This window comes from Pseudomarimonas salicorniae (genome assembly GCF_023156535.1).
Taxonomy (GTDB): Bacteria; Pseudomonadota; Gammaproteobacteria; order Xanthomonadales; family Xanthomonadaceae; genus Pseudomarimonas; species Pseudomarimonas salicorniae.
Genome location: NZ_JALNMH010000008.1, coordinates 143,989 through 158,093, shown reverse-complemented (window position 1 = coordinate 158,093; position 14,105 = coordinate 143,989). Strand labels below are relative to the sequence as shown.

The 14,105-nt window shown below is 69.3% G+C and carries 14 protein-coding genes and 1 tRNA gene; 5 read left to right on the top strand and 10 right to left on the bottom strand.

The genetic code is table 11. From position 1 onward, the window contains the following. Positions 1-21: 21 nt before the first annotated feature. Positions 22-375: a hypothetical protein gene (locus M0G41_RS10810; protein WP_248209209.1), complete on the bottom strand. Its 354-nt coding sequence runs from the start codon at positions 373-375 to the stop codon at positions 22-24. Positions 376-526: 151 nt separating this feature from the next. Beyond that, positions 527-745, bottom strand: a complete 219-nt coding sequence (gene infA / locus M0G41_RS10805; protein ID WP_248209208.1) for a translation initiation factor IF-1 — start codon at positions 743-745, stop codon at positions 527-529. A gap of 607 nt (positions 746-1,352) precedes the next feature. Here infA and hisS point away from each other — a divergent pair. Both hisS and M0G41_RS10795 read left to right on the top strand, forming a co-directional pair. Beyond that, on the top strand, positions 1,353-2,744 hold the full coding sequence (gene hisS / locus M0G41_RS10800; protein ID WP_248209207.1) for a histidine--tRNA ligase: 1,392 nt from the start codon (positions 1,353-1,355) through the stop codon (positions 2,742-2,744). Continuing rightward, positions 2,737-4,632: an HAL/PAL/TAL family ammonia-lyase gene (locus M0G41_RS10795; protein ID WP_248209206.1), complete on the top strand. Its 1,896-nt coding sequence runs from the start codon at positions 2,737-2,739 to the stop codon at positions 4,630-4,632. Before hisS ends, M0G41_RS10795 begins: the two co-directional genes overlap by 8 nt. Before the next feature lie 402 nt (positions 4,633-5,034). Here the strand turns inward: M0G41_RS10795 and M0G41_RS10790 are convergent, their stop codons facing one another. From M0G41_RS10790 to M0G41_RS10765, 6 genes are all read right to left on the bottom strand, one after another. Continuing rightward, the gene (locus M0G41_RS10790; RefSeq protein ID WP_248209205.1) at positions 5,035-5,895 is read right to left on the bottom strand and encodes a M15 family metallopeptidase; all 861 of its coding nucleotides are present in this window, start codon (positions 5,893-5,895) and stop codon (positions 5,035-5,037) included. Beyond that, positions 5,885-6,433 (bottom strand): PH domain-containing protein, encoded by a 549-nt coding sequence (locus M0G41_RS10785; protein WP_248209204.1) that lies wholly within the window; start codon positions 6,431-6,433, stop codon positions 5,885-5,887. Before M0G41_RS10785 ends, M0G41_RS10790 begins: the two co-directional genes overlap by 11 nt. Beyond that, positions 6,430-6,612 carry a type II toxin-antitoxin system antitoxin gene (locus tag M0G41_RS10780; RefSeq protein ID WP_248209203.1) on the bottom strand — a complete coding sequence of 61 codons (183 nt, stop codon included), beginning with the start codon at positions 6,610-6,612 and terminating at the stop codon, positions 6,430-6,432. The genes M0G41_RS10785 and M0G41_RS10780 overlap by 4 nt, the downstream gene beginning before the upstream one ends. Before the next feature lie 43 nt (positions 6,613-6,655). Next, positions 6,656-7,519, bottom strand: a complete 864-nt coding sequence (locus M0G41_RS10775; protein ID WP_248209202.1) for an SPFH domain-containing protein — start codon at positions 7,517-7,519, stop codon at positions 6,656-6,658. A 66-nt stretch (positions 7,520-7,585) separates the two neighbouring features. Continuing rightward, positions 7,586-8,542: a hypothetical protein gene (locus tag M0G41_RS10770; protein WP_248209201.1), complete on the bottom strand. Its 957-nt coding sequence runs from the start codon at positions 8,540-8,542 to the stop codon at positions 7,586-7,588. Further along, positions 8,539-10,002, bottom strand: coding sequence for a transglutaminase-like domain-containing protein (locus tag M0G41_RS10765; protein WP_248209200.1), 1,464 nt, complete (start codon positions 10,000-10,002; stop codon positions 8,539-8,541). The genes M0G41_RS10770 and M0G41_RS10765 overlap by 4 nt, the downstream gene beginning before the upstream one ends. Before the next feature lie 74 nt (positions 10,003-10,076). On the opposite strand from M0G41_RS10765, the gene purT reads away from it, so the two are divergent. Next, a complete protein-coding gene (purT, locus tag M0G41_RS10760) occupies positions 10,077-11,270 on the top strand; it encodes a formate-dependent phosphoribosylglycinamide formyltransferase (protein WP_248209199.1) in 1,194 nt (397 codons plus the stop codon). A 4-nt stretch (positions 11,271-11,274) separates the two neighbouring features. On the opposite strand, the gene M0G41_RS10755 is transcribed toward purT, so the two are convergent. Together M0G41_RS10755 and M0G41_RS10750 are read right to left on the bottom strand one after the other, a co-directional pair. Beyond that, complete coding sequence (locus tag M0G41_RS10755) at positions 11,275-12,432, bottom strand: endonuclease/exonuclease/phosphatase family protein (RefSeq protein WP_425511249.1); 1,158 nt, start codon at positions 12,430-12,432, stop codon at positions 11,275-11,277. Between the two features lie 20 nt (positions 12,433-12,452). Then, positions 12,453-13,166 (bottom strand): arginyltransferase, encoded by a 714-nt coding sequence (locus tag M0G41_RS10750; RefSeq protein WP_248209197.1) that lies wholly within the window; start codon positions 13,164-13,166, stop codon positions 12,453-12,455. Between the two features lie 89 nt (positions 13,167-13,255). On the opposite strand from M0G41_RS10750, the gene M0G41_RS10745 reads away from it, so the two are divergent. Together M0G41_RS10745 and M0G41_RS10740 are read left to right on the top strand one after the other, a co-directional pair. After that, positions 13,256-13,861 (top strand): adenylate/guanylate cyclase domain-containing protein, encoded by a 606-nt coding sequence (locus tag M0G41_RS10745; protein WP_248209196.1) that lies wholly within the window; start codon positions 13,256-13,258, stop codon positions 13,859-13,861. A gap of 101 nt (positions 13,862-13,962) precedes the next feature. Then, positions 13,963-14,038: transfer RNA gene (locus M0G41_RS10740), tRNA-Gly, on the top strand. Positions 14,039-14,105 lie beyond the last annotated feature (67 nt).

The window sequence follows — 14,105 nt, the reverse complement described above, 5'->3', positions numbered from 1 at the left end:
CCGCAGGACGAATCCGGGCGCTCAGCGGCCCCTTGAGGCCAGGGCGAAGGTGTCGGCGTCGATCTCCTCGATGCTGGCCACCCGGCAGCTCCCGGAGCGCGCGCTGACTTTTCCCGGGCCCGCGCAGAGCACATCCGCTTCGCCCTGAGTGCTCAGGCGCAGCTTGGCCGCGGCCGGAATCGCGCCACACTTGCCGCCTGCCAGGTTGAGCCGAAAGTGGCGGCCGTCGTCGCGTATCAGCAGCTGCTGCCCGCCGCGGTAGAAGGTCTGGCGCTCGGCGCTGAAGCTGAAGCAGGTCTCATCGGCGGCATCGGCCGCCAGTGCAGGCGCCGACAGCGCGCCGCAGCAGAGCAGGGCATGGACATGAAGTTTCATCATCGGCTCCTGGTGATGCCGCCGGTGTGGCGGCAGGAGCCAGCCTGCTGATGCGGGCCGGTAGGACGCATCGCCCACAAGGCGGAGCGATTTCCTCAAGGGAAACCGTCGGGGCAGGAATCTGCGAGCGCCGGAGGCCCGACGCGGCAACCTACTTCATGCGGTAGGTGATGCGGCCCTTGGTGAGGTCATAGGGAGTCATCTCGACCTTGACCTTGTCGCCGGTCAGGATGCGGATGTAGTTCTTGCGCATCCGGCCGGAGATATGGGCGGTGACCACGTGGCCGTTCTCCAGCTTCACGCGGAACATCGTGTTGGGCAGGGTCTCCATGACCGTGCCTTCCATCTCGATGGAATCGTCTTTGGACATTCTGTCTGCGTTGTCGGGGCGGGGATGGCGGCTCTTGCGGCCGCCAAGCGCGCCATTGTGCCATGGATTGGCCGCGGAGTCAGGTGTCGGGCGGATTCCTGGCCGTGGATCCGCCCGGGCAGGGGCTTGAGGGCGTGCTTCGGGCGCAAAACGGACGTACCGCAGAGTCCGAATGTAGGAGCCAGCTTGCTGGCGATAGGCGCCCCGGAAGGGACGATCGCCAGCAAGCTGGCTCCTACACACGCAACGGCGCTGTCAGGCCCGGTTGGCGCCGCAAACCAGACCCTGCCGCAGTCAAATTGTGGGAGCGCCCTTGGGCGCGACCGCAGCGCTATGGATTCACCACGGACCGGGGCTGGGCCGTAACTCCGCGGTCGCGCCCAAGGGCACTCCCGCAGTCGGGCTTCGTTGGGCGTCAGCGAAGCTCCATACGGTGTGACCTGGCGCACCGATACGCGCGTTCGGACGGTACGCCCGGTGCGGCAAGCCGCACCCTATGACTGCCTTCTTTTCGCCCGATCCGGCCGTTTCCGGAGCCCGTCCGCTGACGAAGAAGGCGCAGGGGGGCGCTACAATGCGCGGCTTGGCTGCCTTGTGGAGACCGTCCTTGATCAAGCCGCGTACCGCGCCCGGTGTGCTCGAACTGCTGCCGCTGGACCAGATCGCCTTCCAGGGCATGCTGGATACGATCCGCCGCAACTACGAGCGCTTTGGCTTCCTGCCGGTGGAAACGCCGGTCATGGAGCTGTCCGAGGTGCTGCTGACCAAGACCGGTGGCGAGACCGAGCGCCAGGTGTACTTCCTGCAGTCCACCGGCGCGCTGGCGGCGGCCGAGCCGGGCGCGACGCCGGAGCTCGCGATGCGCTTCGACCTCACCGTGCCGCTGGCCCGCTACGTGGCCGAACACGAGCACCAGCTGGCCTTTCCGTTCCGCCGCTACCAGATCCAGCGCGTCTACCGCGGCGAGCGCGCCCAGCGCGGGCGTTTCCGCGAGTTCTACCAGTGCGACATCGACGTCATCGGCAAGGACAGCCTCTCGGTGCGTTTCGATGCCGAGCTGCCGGCGGTGATCAATGCAGTGTTCTCCGAACTGGACATCGGTGAGTTCACCATCTGGCTGAACAACCGCAAGCTGATGCGCGGCTTCATGGAAGGGCTGGGCGTTGCCGATCCCGAGCGCCAGACCCTGCTGCTGCGCGAGGTCGACAAGCTCGACAAGCGCGGCGCCGAGGCCGTGCGCGAGACCCTGACCGGCGCCGACTTCGGCCTGTCCGCGGCCGAGGCCGGCCGGTTGCTCGACTTCGTCCAGATCCGTTCCAGCGGCCATGACGACGCCATCGCCAAGCTGGACGCGCTGGGGCAGGGCAGCGAGGCCTTCAACCAGGGCATCGCCGAGCTGCGCGAGGTGCTGGAGCTGGTGCGCGCCTTCGGCGTGCCGGAGTCGCGCTACGCCCTGAACCTTTCGATTGCGCGCGGCCTGGACTACTACACCGGCACCGTCTTCGAGACCCTGCTCGACGCCTATCCCCAGATCGGCTCGGTCTGCTCGGGCGGTCGCTACGAGGACCTGGCCGGCAACTACACACGTTCGAAGCTGCCCGGCGTCGGTATCTCAATCGGTGCCACCCGCCTTTACTGGCAGCTGCGCGAGGCGGGCCTGATCGACACCGCATCGAGTTCCGTCGAGGTGATGGTCGCCCAGCTCGATGAGGCGCGCCTGCCGCAGTGTCTCGAGCTCGCCGGTCTGCTGCGCACCGCGGGCATCAATACCGAGGTCCAGCTGGAGCCAAAGAAGCTCGGCAAGCAGCTGCAGCACGCCGACCGCGCCGGCATCCGCTTCGTGGTCATGCTCGGTGAGGAGGAGGAGGCGCGCGGCGTGGTCGCGGTGAAGGACATGCGCAAGCAGGAGCAGTTCGAGGTGGCCCGCGGCGAGCTGGCCAAGACCCTGCGCGTGGAGATCGAGCAGGCGCGGGCCATGGGAGACGCGCGCCATGACTGATTCTCGTCGGCTTCGCCTCGACGGCGCCAGCCTCAGCCGGGCCGATGTGCTGGCGGTCGCCGTGGGCGGTCGCGGCGTCGAGCTGGATCCGGACCAGCTGGGCGCGGTGCGCCGGGCGGCCGACTTCCTTGACGAGCAGGTCCGTCGCCAGGAGCCGATCTACGGCGTCAGCACCGGCTTCGGCAGCAATGCCGATCGCCTGCTTGGCGCCCGCCGCGCCCGCGATGGCCTGCCCGGCGCGCCGGCCAGCGACCGCCCGCTGCTGGAAGAGCTGCAGCACAACCTGGTGATTACCCACGCGGTCTGCGTCGGCGAGCCCTTCCCGATCGACGTGGTGCGGGCGATGCTGGTGATCCGCATCAACACCCTGATGAAGGGGCATTCGGGGATCCGCGTCTCGACACTGGAGGCGCTGGCCGAGCTGCTCAATCGCGGGGTGATTCCTGTCATTCCGCGCAAGGGTTCGGTGGGGGCCAGCGGCGACCTGGCGCCGCTCTCGCACCTCGCCATCGTCCTGCTGGGCGGCGGTGAGGCCTTTCACGCCGGCGAACGGCTGCCCGGTGCCGAGGCCCTGCGCCGTGCAGGGCTGGAGCCGATCCGCCTGTCGCACAAGGAGGGCCTCGCCCTCAACAACGGCACCACCCAGATGCTGGCCACCGCGGTGCTGGCCATCGAGCGTCTGCAGACCCTGCTGGAGACCGCCGACCTCGCCGCGGCGATGACCCTCGAGGCCTTCGCTGGTCGCGGCCGGGCCTTCGAGGAGAAGGTCCACGCGCTGCGTCCGCATCCCGGCCAGGTCGCCGCGGCGGCCAGCCTGCGCGAGAAGCTGGCCGGCTCCACCCTGATCGACAGCCCCTATCACCTCGTTCCGCGCTTCCGCGCCTGGCAGCCCGAGTCCTGGAGCCTGCCCGAGGACCAGGCCCAGCATTTCGACATCGCCTGGGACTGGGTGCCACCCTCGCAGCGCCACGGCCGCGAGATGTTCTACCAGCGCTTCCTGCCCTTCCGCGGCGGAAAGAAGCACCAGCCGCAGGATGCCTATTCATTGCGCTGCGTTCCGCAGGTGCATGGCGCCGTGCGCGACGCACTGGCGCAGGCGATCCGGGTCATCGACGTCGAGCTGAACGCGGTCACCGACAACCCGCTGCTGTTCCCGGACACGCCGGACGCACAGGTGATCGAGGATCAGGTGATCTCCGCCGGCCACTTCCACGGCATGCCGCTGGCGCTGGCGATGAGCTATCTGAAGGCGGCCATCCCGGTGCTGGCCAGCATCTCCGAACGCCGCCTCAACAAGCTGGTCGATCCGGCTACCAATGACGGCCTGCCGGCCTTCCTGATCGGCAACGAGGATGCGACGGACTCCGGCTTCATGATCGTCCAGTACACCGCCGCGGCCCTGGTCAATGATCTCGCCTCGCGGGCCCACCCGGCCTCGGTGTATTCGATCCCGACCTCGGCCAATGCCGAGGACCATGTCTCGATGGGCGCCAACGAAGGTCGCCACGTTCTCGAGATGACCGAGGACCTGGCCCACGTGCTGGCGCTCGAGCTGTACACCGCGGCCCAGGCCCTGGACTACCGCCGCGACATGATCAATGCGGCAAGACGCCTCGCCAGCCGCGGCGACCTCGATGCGCTGTGCTCGAAGATCAGCAATCCGCCCCCGCGTGATTCGGCCGATTACCCGACCTTCCGCAGCGAATGCGCTGAGCTGCTGCGCCAGTTGGCCGCGGTCGATGAGTTCCAGCCTTCTTCGCGCGTGCAGGCCGTGCTGCAGCGGATCCGCGAGGACATCCCGTTCATGCGCCGCGATCGCGCCATGGACGGCGAGGTGCGGCGGATCTGCGAGCTGGTCGAGCAGGGCGCGCTGCTGAAGGGCGCTTAGAGGGCGCTCCGGGCCAGCGCGTTAGGGCGCGAAGAGGACCTTCATAGGGTGCGGCTGGCCGCACCGGGCGTACCGTCCGAACGCCCGAATCGGTGCGCCAAGGCACACCCTATGGGGCTTGCTGACGCCCAACGAAGCCCGACAGTGGGAGCGCCCTTGGGCGCGACCGCGGAAATCCGCTCTGGTCGCGGTCTGTGGTGAATCCGTAGCGCTGCGGTCGCGCCCAAGGGCGCTCCCAAAAACTGACAGCGGCAAGGCCTGCGTTGCGGCGCAAACCCGACCTTGCAGCGCCGTTGCTGTAGGAGCCAGCTTGCTGGCGATCGTCCCCTATCGCCAGCAAGCTGGCTCCTACATTCGGGTTCTGCGGGGCGTCCGCTTTGCGGGCCGAACTGGACCTGCGGGTCAAGCGCCCTCGCCGGTCCAGAACCAGTGCCAGGGCTCGTAGACGATGCCGTGCGGGTTGTCGCGGGGGTAGCTGAGGCGGAACTCGAAGTCAGCGGCGCGCTGGCACAGCCACGCGAAGGCGGGGGTGTGCTCGAAGCTTTCCTCGGCGGCGGGTTCGCCCGGGGTGCCGATGTCCAGGGCGCGGCCGGTATGGTGTTCGCTGAAGCCGGGCGCTGCATTGACCGCGAGGATCTGCTCGATGCCCTGGCCGCGGCGCAGCTTTCGCTCGATGATGCCGCGCTGATAGTCATAGCCGCGGAAGCCGGAGATCGCCTCCAGTTGCACGCCCTCGTCGCGGGCCGCGGCGCGCAGGCGCTGCCAGGCCTGGCCGCATCCGGCCAGTAGCCACAGCGGACGCCCATAACGATCGGTTCCCGCGAAGCGCAGGCGCGGCGGTTCGGCCATCAGTGGCAGCCCGGTCTGCTCGGCATAGGCGAGGGCGTCGATGCCGAGTCCGGCGAGGTCGCGAAGCAGGCGGACCACCGACGGCTCCAGCGGGGGCAGCGCGGTGTGCTGCCGCGGCAGGTGGGCCAGCCGGGTCAGCCGATGGGACTGGATCGGCCCCCGGGGGCGCAGGCCAAGACAGGCCAGCAGCTGGCCGATGCCGCGGGCAAGGCCGCTGCAGCCGGCGCCGATCGGACGCAGCAGGTAGCCCGCGGTGCCGCGCTCCAGTGTCGCGATGAAGCGCCCGTCGCGCTTGCGCCGCAGCAGCAGCTGGGCGCGGGCGAGCTGTCGCGCATCGGTATTGGACCGGGCGCGCAGGCGGTCCGCCGGCAAGGCATCTACCTCGTCCGCGTTGTACAGCCAATCAGCCTGCATGGGCCGCCTGCAGCGCCTCGCGCAACGCCTGCGGGCGCTCCGGGCTCAAGAGCAGGATGCCGCCGTCATGTCTCGGCAGGGCAAGGACGCGGGCCGGATCGGTGACCAGGCAGAAGGCCTTGCTCCGATTGCGCAGGCGGAAATGCCCGGCGCTGTAGCCCGGCAGGGCGAACCCGTTGGTTTTCAGCATCGGCCGGAGCTCGCTGTGTTCGGCGAGGTCGACGGCGCGCGAACGCTCAAGGTCCAGATCGGCGATCGGCACGCGCAGGTGGTAGAAGGCGGCCACTACGCGAAGCTGACCCGCTTCGAGCCGGATGCTTCGACGGCGCATCAGACCGAGCAGGGTCAGGGTGATCGCGGTCGACACCGCGGCTGCCGCGGAGAAGGCCGCGGCGCCGCCGGTTACGCCCAGGGCCACGGTCAGCAGGATCGCGCCCAGCGGCAAGAGCATGCCGAGGACCAGCAGGGTGACCCAGGCGCGTTTGGGCGGCGCAGGCACCGGGTGTTCGCGCGTGCGCTCAAGGCGCTGGATGCTCATTCGCTGTCCTCCACCGGGTCCACCTCCCGGGGTTTCAGTCTGCCTGATCTGCGCAGCGCCTCGCGCAGCACGTACTCGATCTGGGCGTTCAGCGAGCGCAGGTCGTCCTCGGCCCAGCGCTGCATGGCCTGCAGCACCTGCTCGTTGATGCGGAGGGGGAATGCCTTCTTCTCGCTCATCGCGATGCCGCGGCCGCCGGGGTCAGGCGGCGGCCCGGGCTCCTCAGTACAGGGTGCCGGTGTTGACCACCGGCTGCGTCGCGCGATCGGAACAGAGCACCACCAGCAGGTTGCTGACCATCTGCGCGCGGCGTTCCTGGTCCAGCTCGATCACCCCCTTCTCCTTGAGGTTCTCGAGGGCCATCTCGACCATGCTCACCGCGCCCTCGACGATGCGCGTGCGGGCGGCGATGACCGCATTCGCCTGCTGGCGCTGCAGCATGGCGTGGGCAATTTCCGGTGCGTAGGCGAGGTGGCTGATCCGCGCCTCGAGGACCTCGATGCCGGCGGTGGCCAGGCGCTCCTCAAGCTGGCGCTGCAGGTCATGACTGATCTCGGCAGCGTGGCTGCGCAGCGCCACCTGGTCGGGCTCGTGCTGGTCGTAGGGATAGCTGGTCGCCATGGCGCGGATGGCGGCCTCGGACTGCACGTGCACATAGCTTTCGTAGTCGTCGACGTTGAACACCGCCTCGGCGGAATCGACCACCTTCCAGACCACGACCGCGGCGATCTCGATGGGGCTGCCGTCGGCCTCGTTGACCTTCAGCTTGCTGCTCTCGAAGTTGCGCACCCGGAGCGACACCTTGCGTGCGCCGTAGAACGGGTTGTTCCAGCGCAGGCCGGCCTCCTTGACCGTGCCCACGTAGCGGCCGAACAGGGTGAGGACGGCGGCCTGGTTGGGCTCGACCATGTAGAAGCCGAGCATGCAGATGCCGGTCGCGATCAGCGCGATGACCGCCGGAATCGCCAGCAGCGGACCGGCGATCCGGGCACCGCCGATCAGCAACCAGAACTCGAGCACGATCAGGCCGATGAAGACGAGAAGCAGCGGAATGCCCGCCGCGGAACGGATTGCCTGTTCTTTCATGACCGCCTCTCCTGAATCACCGTGGGTGCTCCGCGGCGTTCCCGCGAAGCTAATATCAAAGTGATATCAATGTGAGGCTTGTGACTCGGTTGATTCAGCTTCTGTTTGGTTTTGGACGCCCATCCCGGGGACCGGCAGGGCAATCAACGGGACCGGCAATTTCTCCGATCCAATCAGCAAGCTGAGGCCATCTGCCGAGAACGTGACGGCTTCCGCCTGCGGTAGCCATGGGAAGGCGAGCACGATGGGCTCTCTGGCGGCCGCGCTGGTCCAGCTCTGCCCGGGGCTGCGCGGATACAGGGTCACCCGCCGGTAGTTGAGCACTGCCAGCCAGCGGTTGTCCGGCGAGACCGCGGCCGAGGTGATCTGCGAACGGTAGCGTCCGTAGACCGGATTGCGCTCCAGGTCGGCGGCGGTCGGCTGCTCGATGCCACGCAGCGTGCCCAAAGCCTCGGCTACCTCGACCTGGTCGCCGCGCGGCGCGGCCGGCAGGCGGAACAGCTCGGGTGGCACGCGCTTCTTGGAGACCAGCAGCAGCTCGCCGGTTGACTGGTCGACCGCCAGCGCCTCGCAGTCGCGGGCTCCGTCCGGCCAGCGGAAGCGCATCTTCCAGTGCACCTGCGGGCGCCCGTCCTGCAGGGTGGCCGGCTCGCGAACCGCGTAGATGGTCAGCTCCTGGCGCAGCCCGCCGTTGTCGCCGGTGTCGGCGATCAGCAGCAGGTCTCCGTCGGGGTGTCGCTGCAGGGCCATGTCCTCCCAGTCGAGGTTCCGGGCGCCGCGCAGGTGCAGGGTGGCGCGCACCTCGCCCCGGGGGTCGAGAGCAAAAAGCTTGGCCCGGTCGCCGCTGTCGTTGTGGGTCCAGATGATGCCGGGGTGCCGATGGGAAGCGGCAAAGCCGCTGATCTCGCCCACCCGTGGGTCGCGAATAAGGGCCCGGTACTGGGCCTCGTCGACCTCGACCGCCTCGGGCGCTTGGCTCAACGTGGCCAGCGCAAGGGCAGCCAGCACCCTGCGCCAGATCACGGCCCCCCTCCTGCCTTGCGGGTCGAGACCTCGACCAGCTCCAGACGACCGAGCAGCTCCAGCCCGCTGTAGAAGTCGAACGGTTCGCCATCACCCATCGCCAGGCCGATGTGCGCGGCGCCGAACGCGGGCAGGGCAGCGTCGTACCCCTTCCAGCGGTCGTCGATCCAGGCCATCACCCAGGCGTGCGGGACGAATACGTCCTGGCGTCCAGCGTAGCCGGGGGCGTAGGCCAGGCCGGTGACCACGCGGGCTGGGATCCCCTGGGCGCGAGCCAGCGCTGCCAGCAGTACGGCGTGTTCGGTGCAGTCGCCCTCGCGCAGCTCGATGACCTCGGCCGCCGAGGCGTACCCCACGCGAAGCGACTTGTGCTCGATGTGGCGGCGCACCGCTTCCTGCAGCCGGTACATCCGGCGCGCCGCCGAGCGGCTGCGGCCGACCGCCGATTCGGCCATCGCCCGGACCTCGGGGTCGTCACTCTGCAGCCAGCGCGCCGGTGCCAGGTCGGCGTCGGTCGGCGGCTGGTCGGCAGCCCCTTCCGGATCGATGCGCAGGCGGGCGACCCCGGCGGCATCGGCCTGGCCCAGTCGCTGGCCGGGAATGCCGCCGAGCGGAGTGAGGGCAAGATCACCAGCGCGCAGCGAGAAGTACAAGGGCCGCTGACGCTCGCGCTGGCTGATCGCGCGCGGTGCACGTAGAAGGGTGCTGGCCAGCACGTCTGCGGCGACCGGCGGCGCCGTGGCGCATTCGCGGCTGCAGGCGCGCAGCAAGAGTTCAAGACCGAGCGCCGGCAGGCGCATCTGCCGGGCATCGCCGGTCTCGGGGTCGACCCACAGCTCGCTGCGCACGCCGGCGCCGGCGGGGCCATGAACCTGGCGGATCCGCAGGAGCTGCGCCGGCCCTCCCTCCAGCTCGACGGTCTCCATCGCCAGGCGGGCGCTGGACAGGGGCAGGGCGTTGAGGGAGGCCGGGTCGAAGGCGAGCACGTCGCTGCGCACGGTTTCGCCGTCGAGAAGCGGTTTCATCGCACGTCGCTGGCCCTCGTTCAGCACCGCGCCCTCGGGCCAGGGGAATCGCTTCTCGCTGCGCTGGCCACCCTGTTCGATGCGGGCGGTCACCGTGCCGGCCTCGACCCGCGCTTCGACCGCGGCGAGCGTGCCGGTGGTGGCGAAGCGGCTGGAGAAGGCCAGCGGCTCGCCGTCGGCCGACTCGCGGGTCCACTCCGCGGACTCGACGGGCAGGCGCTCTCCGTTGCGCTGCAGGATCAGCACCAGCTCGCTGCGCGTCTCGATGGCGCCGTCCACCTCGCTTCGGCTGCGCTGCATGTGGCCGATATGGTCCTTGCCGAGATGGATGGCGTACCAGCGCGTTTCGGCGCGCAGCGGCGGGCTGGCAATGCCGCTGGCCAAGCAGAACAGGAGCAGGAAAAGACGCGCATTCATCGCCGCGAATGATGCCATGGGGGCGCGGTCCGGCGCGCCCAGCCGGTACACTTCGCGCCGTCGCGATGGGCGGCGCTCTGGAGCATGCGGGCATGGTCAAGCTGGGTACGCCTCTGGCACCGTCGGGATTCCGGGTCCTGCTGCTCGGCTCCGGCGAGCTGGGCAAGGAGGTCGCCATCGAGCTGCAGCGTTTCGGCGTCGAGGTGATCGCGGCTGACCGCTACGCCGACGCACCGGCCATGCAGGTCGCCCATCGCAGTCATGTCCTGAACATGCTCGACGCGCAGGCGCTGGAGCGTCTGATCGCCGAGGAGAAGCCTGATCTTGTCGTGCCCGAGATCGAGGCTATCCACACCCCGACCCTGGTCGAGCTTGAGCGCCGCGACGGCCTGCGGGTGATCCCGACCGCACAGGCGGCCCGGCTGACCATGGATCGCGAGGGCATCCGGCGTCTGGCTGCCGAGAACCTCGGGCTGCCGACCTCGCCCTACCGCTTCGTCGACGACGAGCAGGCCTTCAGCGCAGCCGTGCGGGAGATCGGCATCCCCTGCGTGGTCAAGCCGGTGATGAGCTCATCCGGCAAGGGCCAGAGCGTGATCCGCTGCGAGTCGGATATTGCCGCTTCCTGGCGCTATGCCCAGGAAGGTGGGCGAGCTGGCGGCGGCCGGGTCATTGTCGAGGGCTTCATCGACTTCGAGTACGAGATCACCCTGCTGACCGTGCGCCACGCCAAGGGCACCTCTTTCTGCCCGCCGGTGGGGCATGTGCAGGTGGATGGCGACTATCGCGAGAGCTGGCAGCCGCAGCCGATGTCGGCGAAGGCCTGGGACCGCGCCTGCGATGTCGCCCGCGCCGTGACCGAGGCGCTCGGCGGCTACGGCCTGTTCGGCGTCGAGCTGTTCGTCCGCGGCGACGAGGTCTGGTTCAGCGAGGTCAGCCCGCGGCCGCACGACACCGGCCTGGTCACCCTGATCTCCCAGGAGCTGTCCGAGTTCGCCTTGCACGCGCGGGCCATCCTCGGTCTGCCGATCCCCGAGATCCGCGACCATGGACCCTCGGCCTCGGTGGCCCTGTTGGCGGAGGGTCGTGGGGTGCCGCGCTTCGGCAGTCTGGACGTCGCGCTGGCCGAGCCCGGCACGGCATTGCGCCTGTTCGGCAAGCCCCGCGTCGAGGGCAAACGGCGCGTGGGCGTGGCCCTTGCCCGGGGCGAGACGCTCGAACAGGCCCGAGCCAAGGCGCAGCGCGTCGCGGCCGCCCTGTCGATTGGCCTCGATCCGCTGGACTGAGGGCTCAGCGCGGCTTGGCCGGGCGCAGGTCGACCCAGACCAGGCGGTGGTCGCTGCAGTCCAGCCAGGCGGCTTCGGGCTGGTCGCCCGTGGGCCAGAACACGCCCGAGGCCACGACCTCGAAGTCCACCGAAGGCAGCACGTAGTCGACCCGCATGTTTCCGGTGCGTGCGCCGAACTGCGCGGTATGGGTGGCCGGGTCGGTGCGCTTGGGCGGGCCGCGGTCGGTGGCCTGTCTGCCGCCGTCGCTGCGCGGCGCGGGGTAGTCGAGGACGCGCGGGTGCGAGGTGAGCTGCTGCACCGCGCCGGGCTGGGTGTCGCCATCCTGCGGGTCGGCGTTGAGGTCGCCAATGATGACAAAGGCGCGCCCGGCCGGCAGGCCGCCGCAGCGGCCCTGGTCATCGCACAGCCAGCTCTGCTCGCCGCCGTCGAGGTAGTGCTTCCACAGCTTCAGTTCGTCATGGTTGCGAAGGCCGTTGAGGTTCTCCGGCCCATCGAACACCGGCGGAGTGGGATGGGCGGCGAGCAGGTGGAGGGTGCCGAACGGAGTCGCCACCGGCACGTCCCAATGGGACTTGGAGGACAGACGCAGCTGCGCCCAGACCGCGTCGCTGTGCAGCGGGCGGCCGTCGGGGTGATGTGGCCGGGATGCGTCGGGCAGGCGGCTCCAGGCGAACCGGCGGAAGCTGCGCAGCGCGGCGGCGTCGATCGGGTGCCTTGATAGCAGCAGCATGCCGAACTGGCCGGGATGACGACCGAAGCCCCAGGCATCATTCGGCCCCTCGACCTTGCCATCGCCATTGATGTCGAGCCCGGACGGCACCCCGGTGTTGACCGGGCCGGCATAGGCATGCGGATAGTCGAGTGGCGCATCGCCCGCCTGCGAGCGACCCAGGTAGCGCTGCCTGAAAATGTGCGCCGCCAGGCCTTCAGGGTCGTGGTCGAACTCGTTGATCAGCACGATGTCCGGGCGCACCCGCTGCAGGATGGCCGCCGCGTGCCGGGCCGGCTCGTGGCCCTCACGCAGGCGCTGCGGGAGCCGGCCGGCGTCGTCGTTCAGGGATGCATTGAACGTGGCGATGCGCAGCGCGGCCGGGGGGGCGGACACAGCCTCACCGGCGCCGAGCAGTAGCAGGGCGATCAGGACGCAAACTTTCATCAGCCGAGTATCGCACGCGCCGGTCAACCGTCGATGACGGCCTCGCGCCACTCGCCGTCGACCAGCACCTGCGAGGGGCCGAAGCGGCGCTTGTAGTCCATCTTCGGGTGTCCGGCGATGAAGAAGCCCAGGTAGAGCCAGCGCCTTCCGCTGCGCCGGGCCCACTCGATCTGGCGCAGGATGGCCAGCGTGCCGAGGCTGCGCTCGGCGAGGTCCGGGTCGAAGAAGGTGTAGACCGCGGACAGCCCGTCCTCGAGCAGGTCGGTGACCGCCACCGCGACCAGCTGGCCGCGCCGGCGCAGCTCGGCAAACACCGTCGGGCTCCATCGCGCGCTGACGAAGGCGTCGAAGTCATGCCGGCCGCCCTGGTCCATGCCGCCACCGGGATGGCGTGAACGCACGTAGCGCTGGTAGAGCGCGAAGTGCTCCTCGCCGGCCCGCTCCAGAGGCTGGATGTCGCCAATGTCGGCGTTGCGGCGCAGGCAGCGGCGCTGGCCGCGGCTCGGGGCGAACGCGCGCACATCGACGCGCAGGGGCTGGCAGGCGCGGCAGCCCGGGCAGCGGGGTCGGTAGACATGGGTGCCGGAGCGGCGGAAGCCGTGCTCCAGCGCCTGGCCGTAGAGCAGGGGCACGCGCTTGTCGTGCGGGTCGAGCAGGAGGTCCTGGGCGCGGCGCTCGCGGAAGTAGCCGCAGGGATGCTCGGCGGTCAGGAACACGCGGATGCCGTGATGGCTCATGGTCCAAGCATAGCGCGGCATGCTGCGGGCGGCGGGACAGTCCGGCCACGCGGGCTTACCCTGTCCACCGACGATCCGGAGGGCCGTTCATGCACCCGAGATTCCAGGCGCTGCTGCTCCGCTACTCCCGGCTGGCCGATCCGGAGGAGCGCGGGCAGCTCGAACGCGAGATCTGGGCCGAGTACGGCTGCGAGCGCGCGGTCCTGGTGGTCGACATGTCGGGCTTCTCCAGCCTCACCCAGCGCCACGGCATCGTCCATTACCTGTCCATGGTGCGCCGCATGCAGATCACCGCCGAGCCGATCGTGCATGGCCACGAGGGCGTGATCCTGAAGTTCGAGGCCGACAATGCCTTTGCCATGTTTCCCGAGGTGGACGCTGCCCTGGCCGCCGCCTTCGAGCTGAACCGGGCCTTCGAGGCAGCCAACGTCGAGACCCCCGACGAGCTCGACATCCGCATCTCCTGCGGCATCGACGCCGGGCCGATCCTGGTCGTCGAGCAGAAGGACTTCTTCGGCGATGCGGTCAACCGCGCGAGCAAGCTCGGTGAGGACCTCGCCGCCCCGGGCGAGGTGCTGCTGAGCGCCACGGCGGCCGGACGGCTGCGCGATCCCTCGCGCTGGCAGCTTGCCGAGATCAGCTTCAGCGTCAGTGGCCTGTCGCTCCCCGCTTGTCGCGCCAAGCCCGCGGAGTGAGGCGCCAGGCGGCTCTCCGCCCGGGAGCGAAAAATCATCGTCATCCGGGTGAAAAATTCTGTTGACTTCGTCTCCGGGATCCGCATAATGCGCGGCTCAACGCGGGAATAGCTCAGTTGGTAGAGCACGACCTTGCCAAGGTCGGGGTCGCGAGTTCGAGTCTCGTTTCCCGCTCCAGATTTCAGCAAAGCCCCGGTCTCCGGGGTTTTGTTTTTTCCGGGGTCGTTCCGCGGACGCCAGAGTC

Bases quoted from the DNA above. Each gene is read 5' to 3' on its own strand.
- infA (WP_248209208.1), bottom strand. From the start codon at position 745: ATGTCCAAAGACGATTCCATCGAGATGGAAGGCACGGTCATGGAGACC.
- M0G41_RS10750 (WP_248209197.1), bottom strand. From the start codon at position 13,166: ATGAGCCATCACGGCATCCGCGTGTTCCTGACCGCCGAGCATCCCTGC.
- M0G41_RS10745 (WP_248209196.1), top strand. From the start codon at position 13,256: ATGCACCCGAGATTCCAGGCGCTGCTGCTCCGCTACTCCCGGCTGGCC.
- M0G41_RS10765 (WP_248209200.1), bottom strand. From the start codon at position 10,002: ATGGCATCATTCGCGGCGATGAATGCGCGTCTTTTCCTGCTCCTGTTC.
- M0G41_RS10795 (WP_248209206.1), top strand. From the start codon at position 2,737: ATGACTGATTCTCGTCGGCTTCGCCTCGACGGCGCCAGCCTCAGCCGG.
- M0G41_RS10775 (WP_248209202.1), bottom strand. From the start codon at position 7,519: ATGAAAGAACAGGCAATCCGTTCCGCGGCGGGCATTCCGCTGCTTCTC.
- M0G41_RS10790 (WP_248209205.1), bottom strand. From the start codon at position 5,895: ATGCAGGCTGATTGGCTGTACAACGCGGACGAGGTAGATGCCTTGCCG.
- purT (WP_248209199.1), top strand. From the start codon at position 10,077: ATGGTCAAGCTGGGTACGCCTCTGGCACCGTCGGGATTCCGGGTCCTG.
- M0G41_RS10780 (WP_248209203.1), bottom strand. From the start codon at position 6,612: ATGAGCGAGAAGAAGGCATTCCCCCTCCGCATCAACGAGCAGGTGCTG.
- M0G41_RS10810 (WP_248209209.1), bottom strand. From the start codon at position 375: ATGAAACTTCATGTCCATGCCCTGCTCTGCTGCGGCGCGCTGTCGGCG.
- M0G41_RS10785 (WP_248209204.1), bottom strand. From the start codon at position 6,433: ATGAGCATCCAGCGCCTTGAGCGCACGCGCGAACACCCGGTGCCTGCG.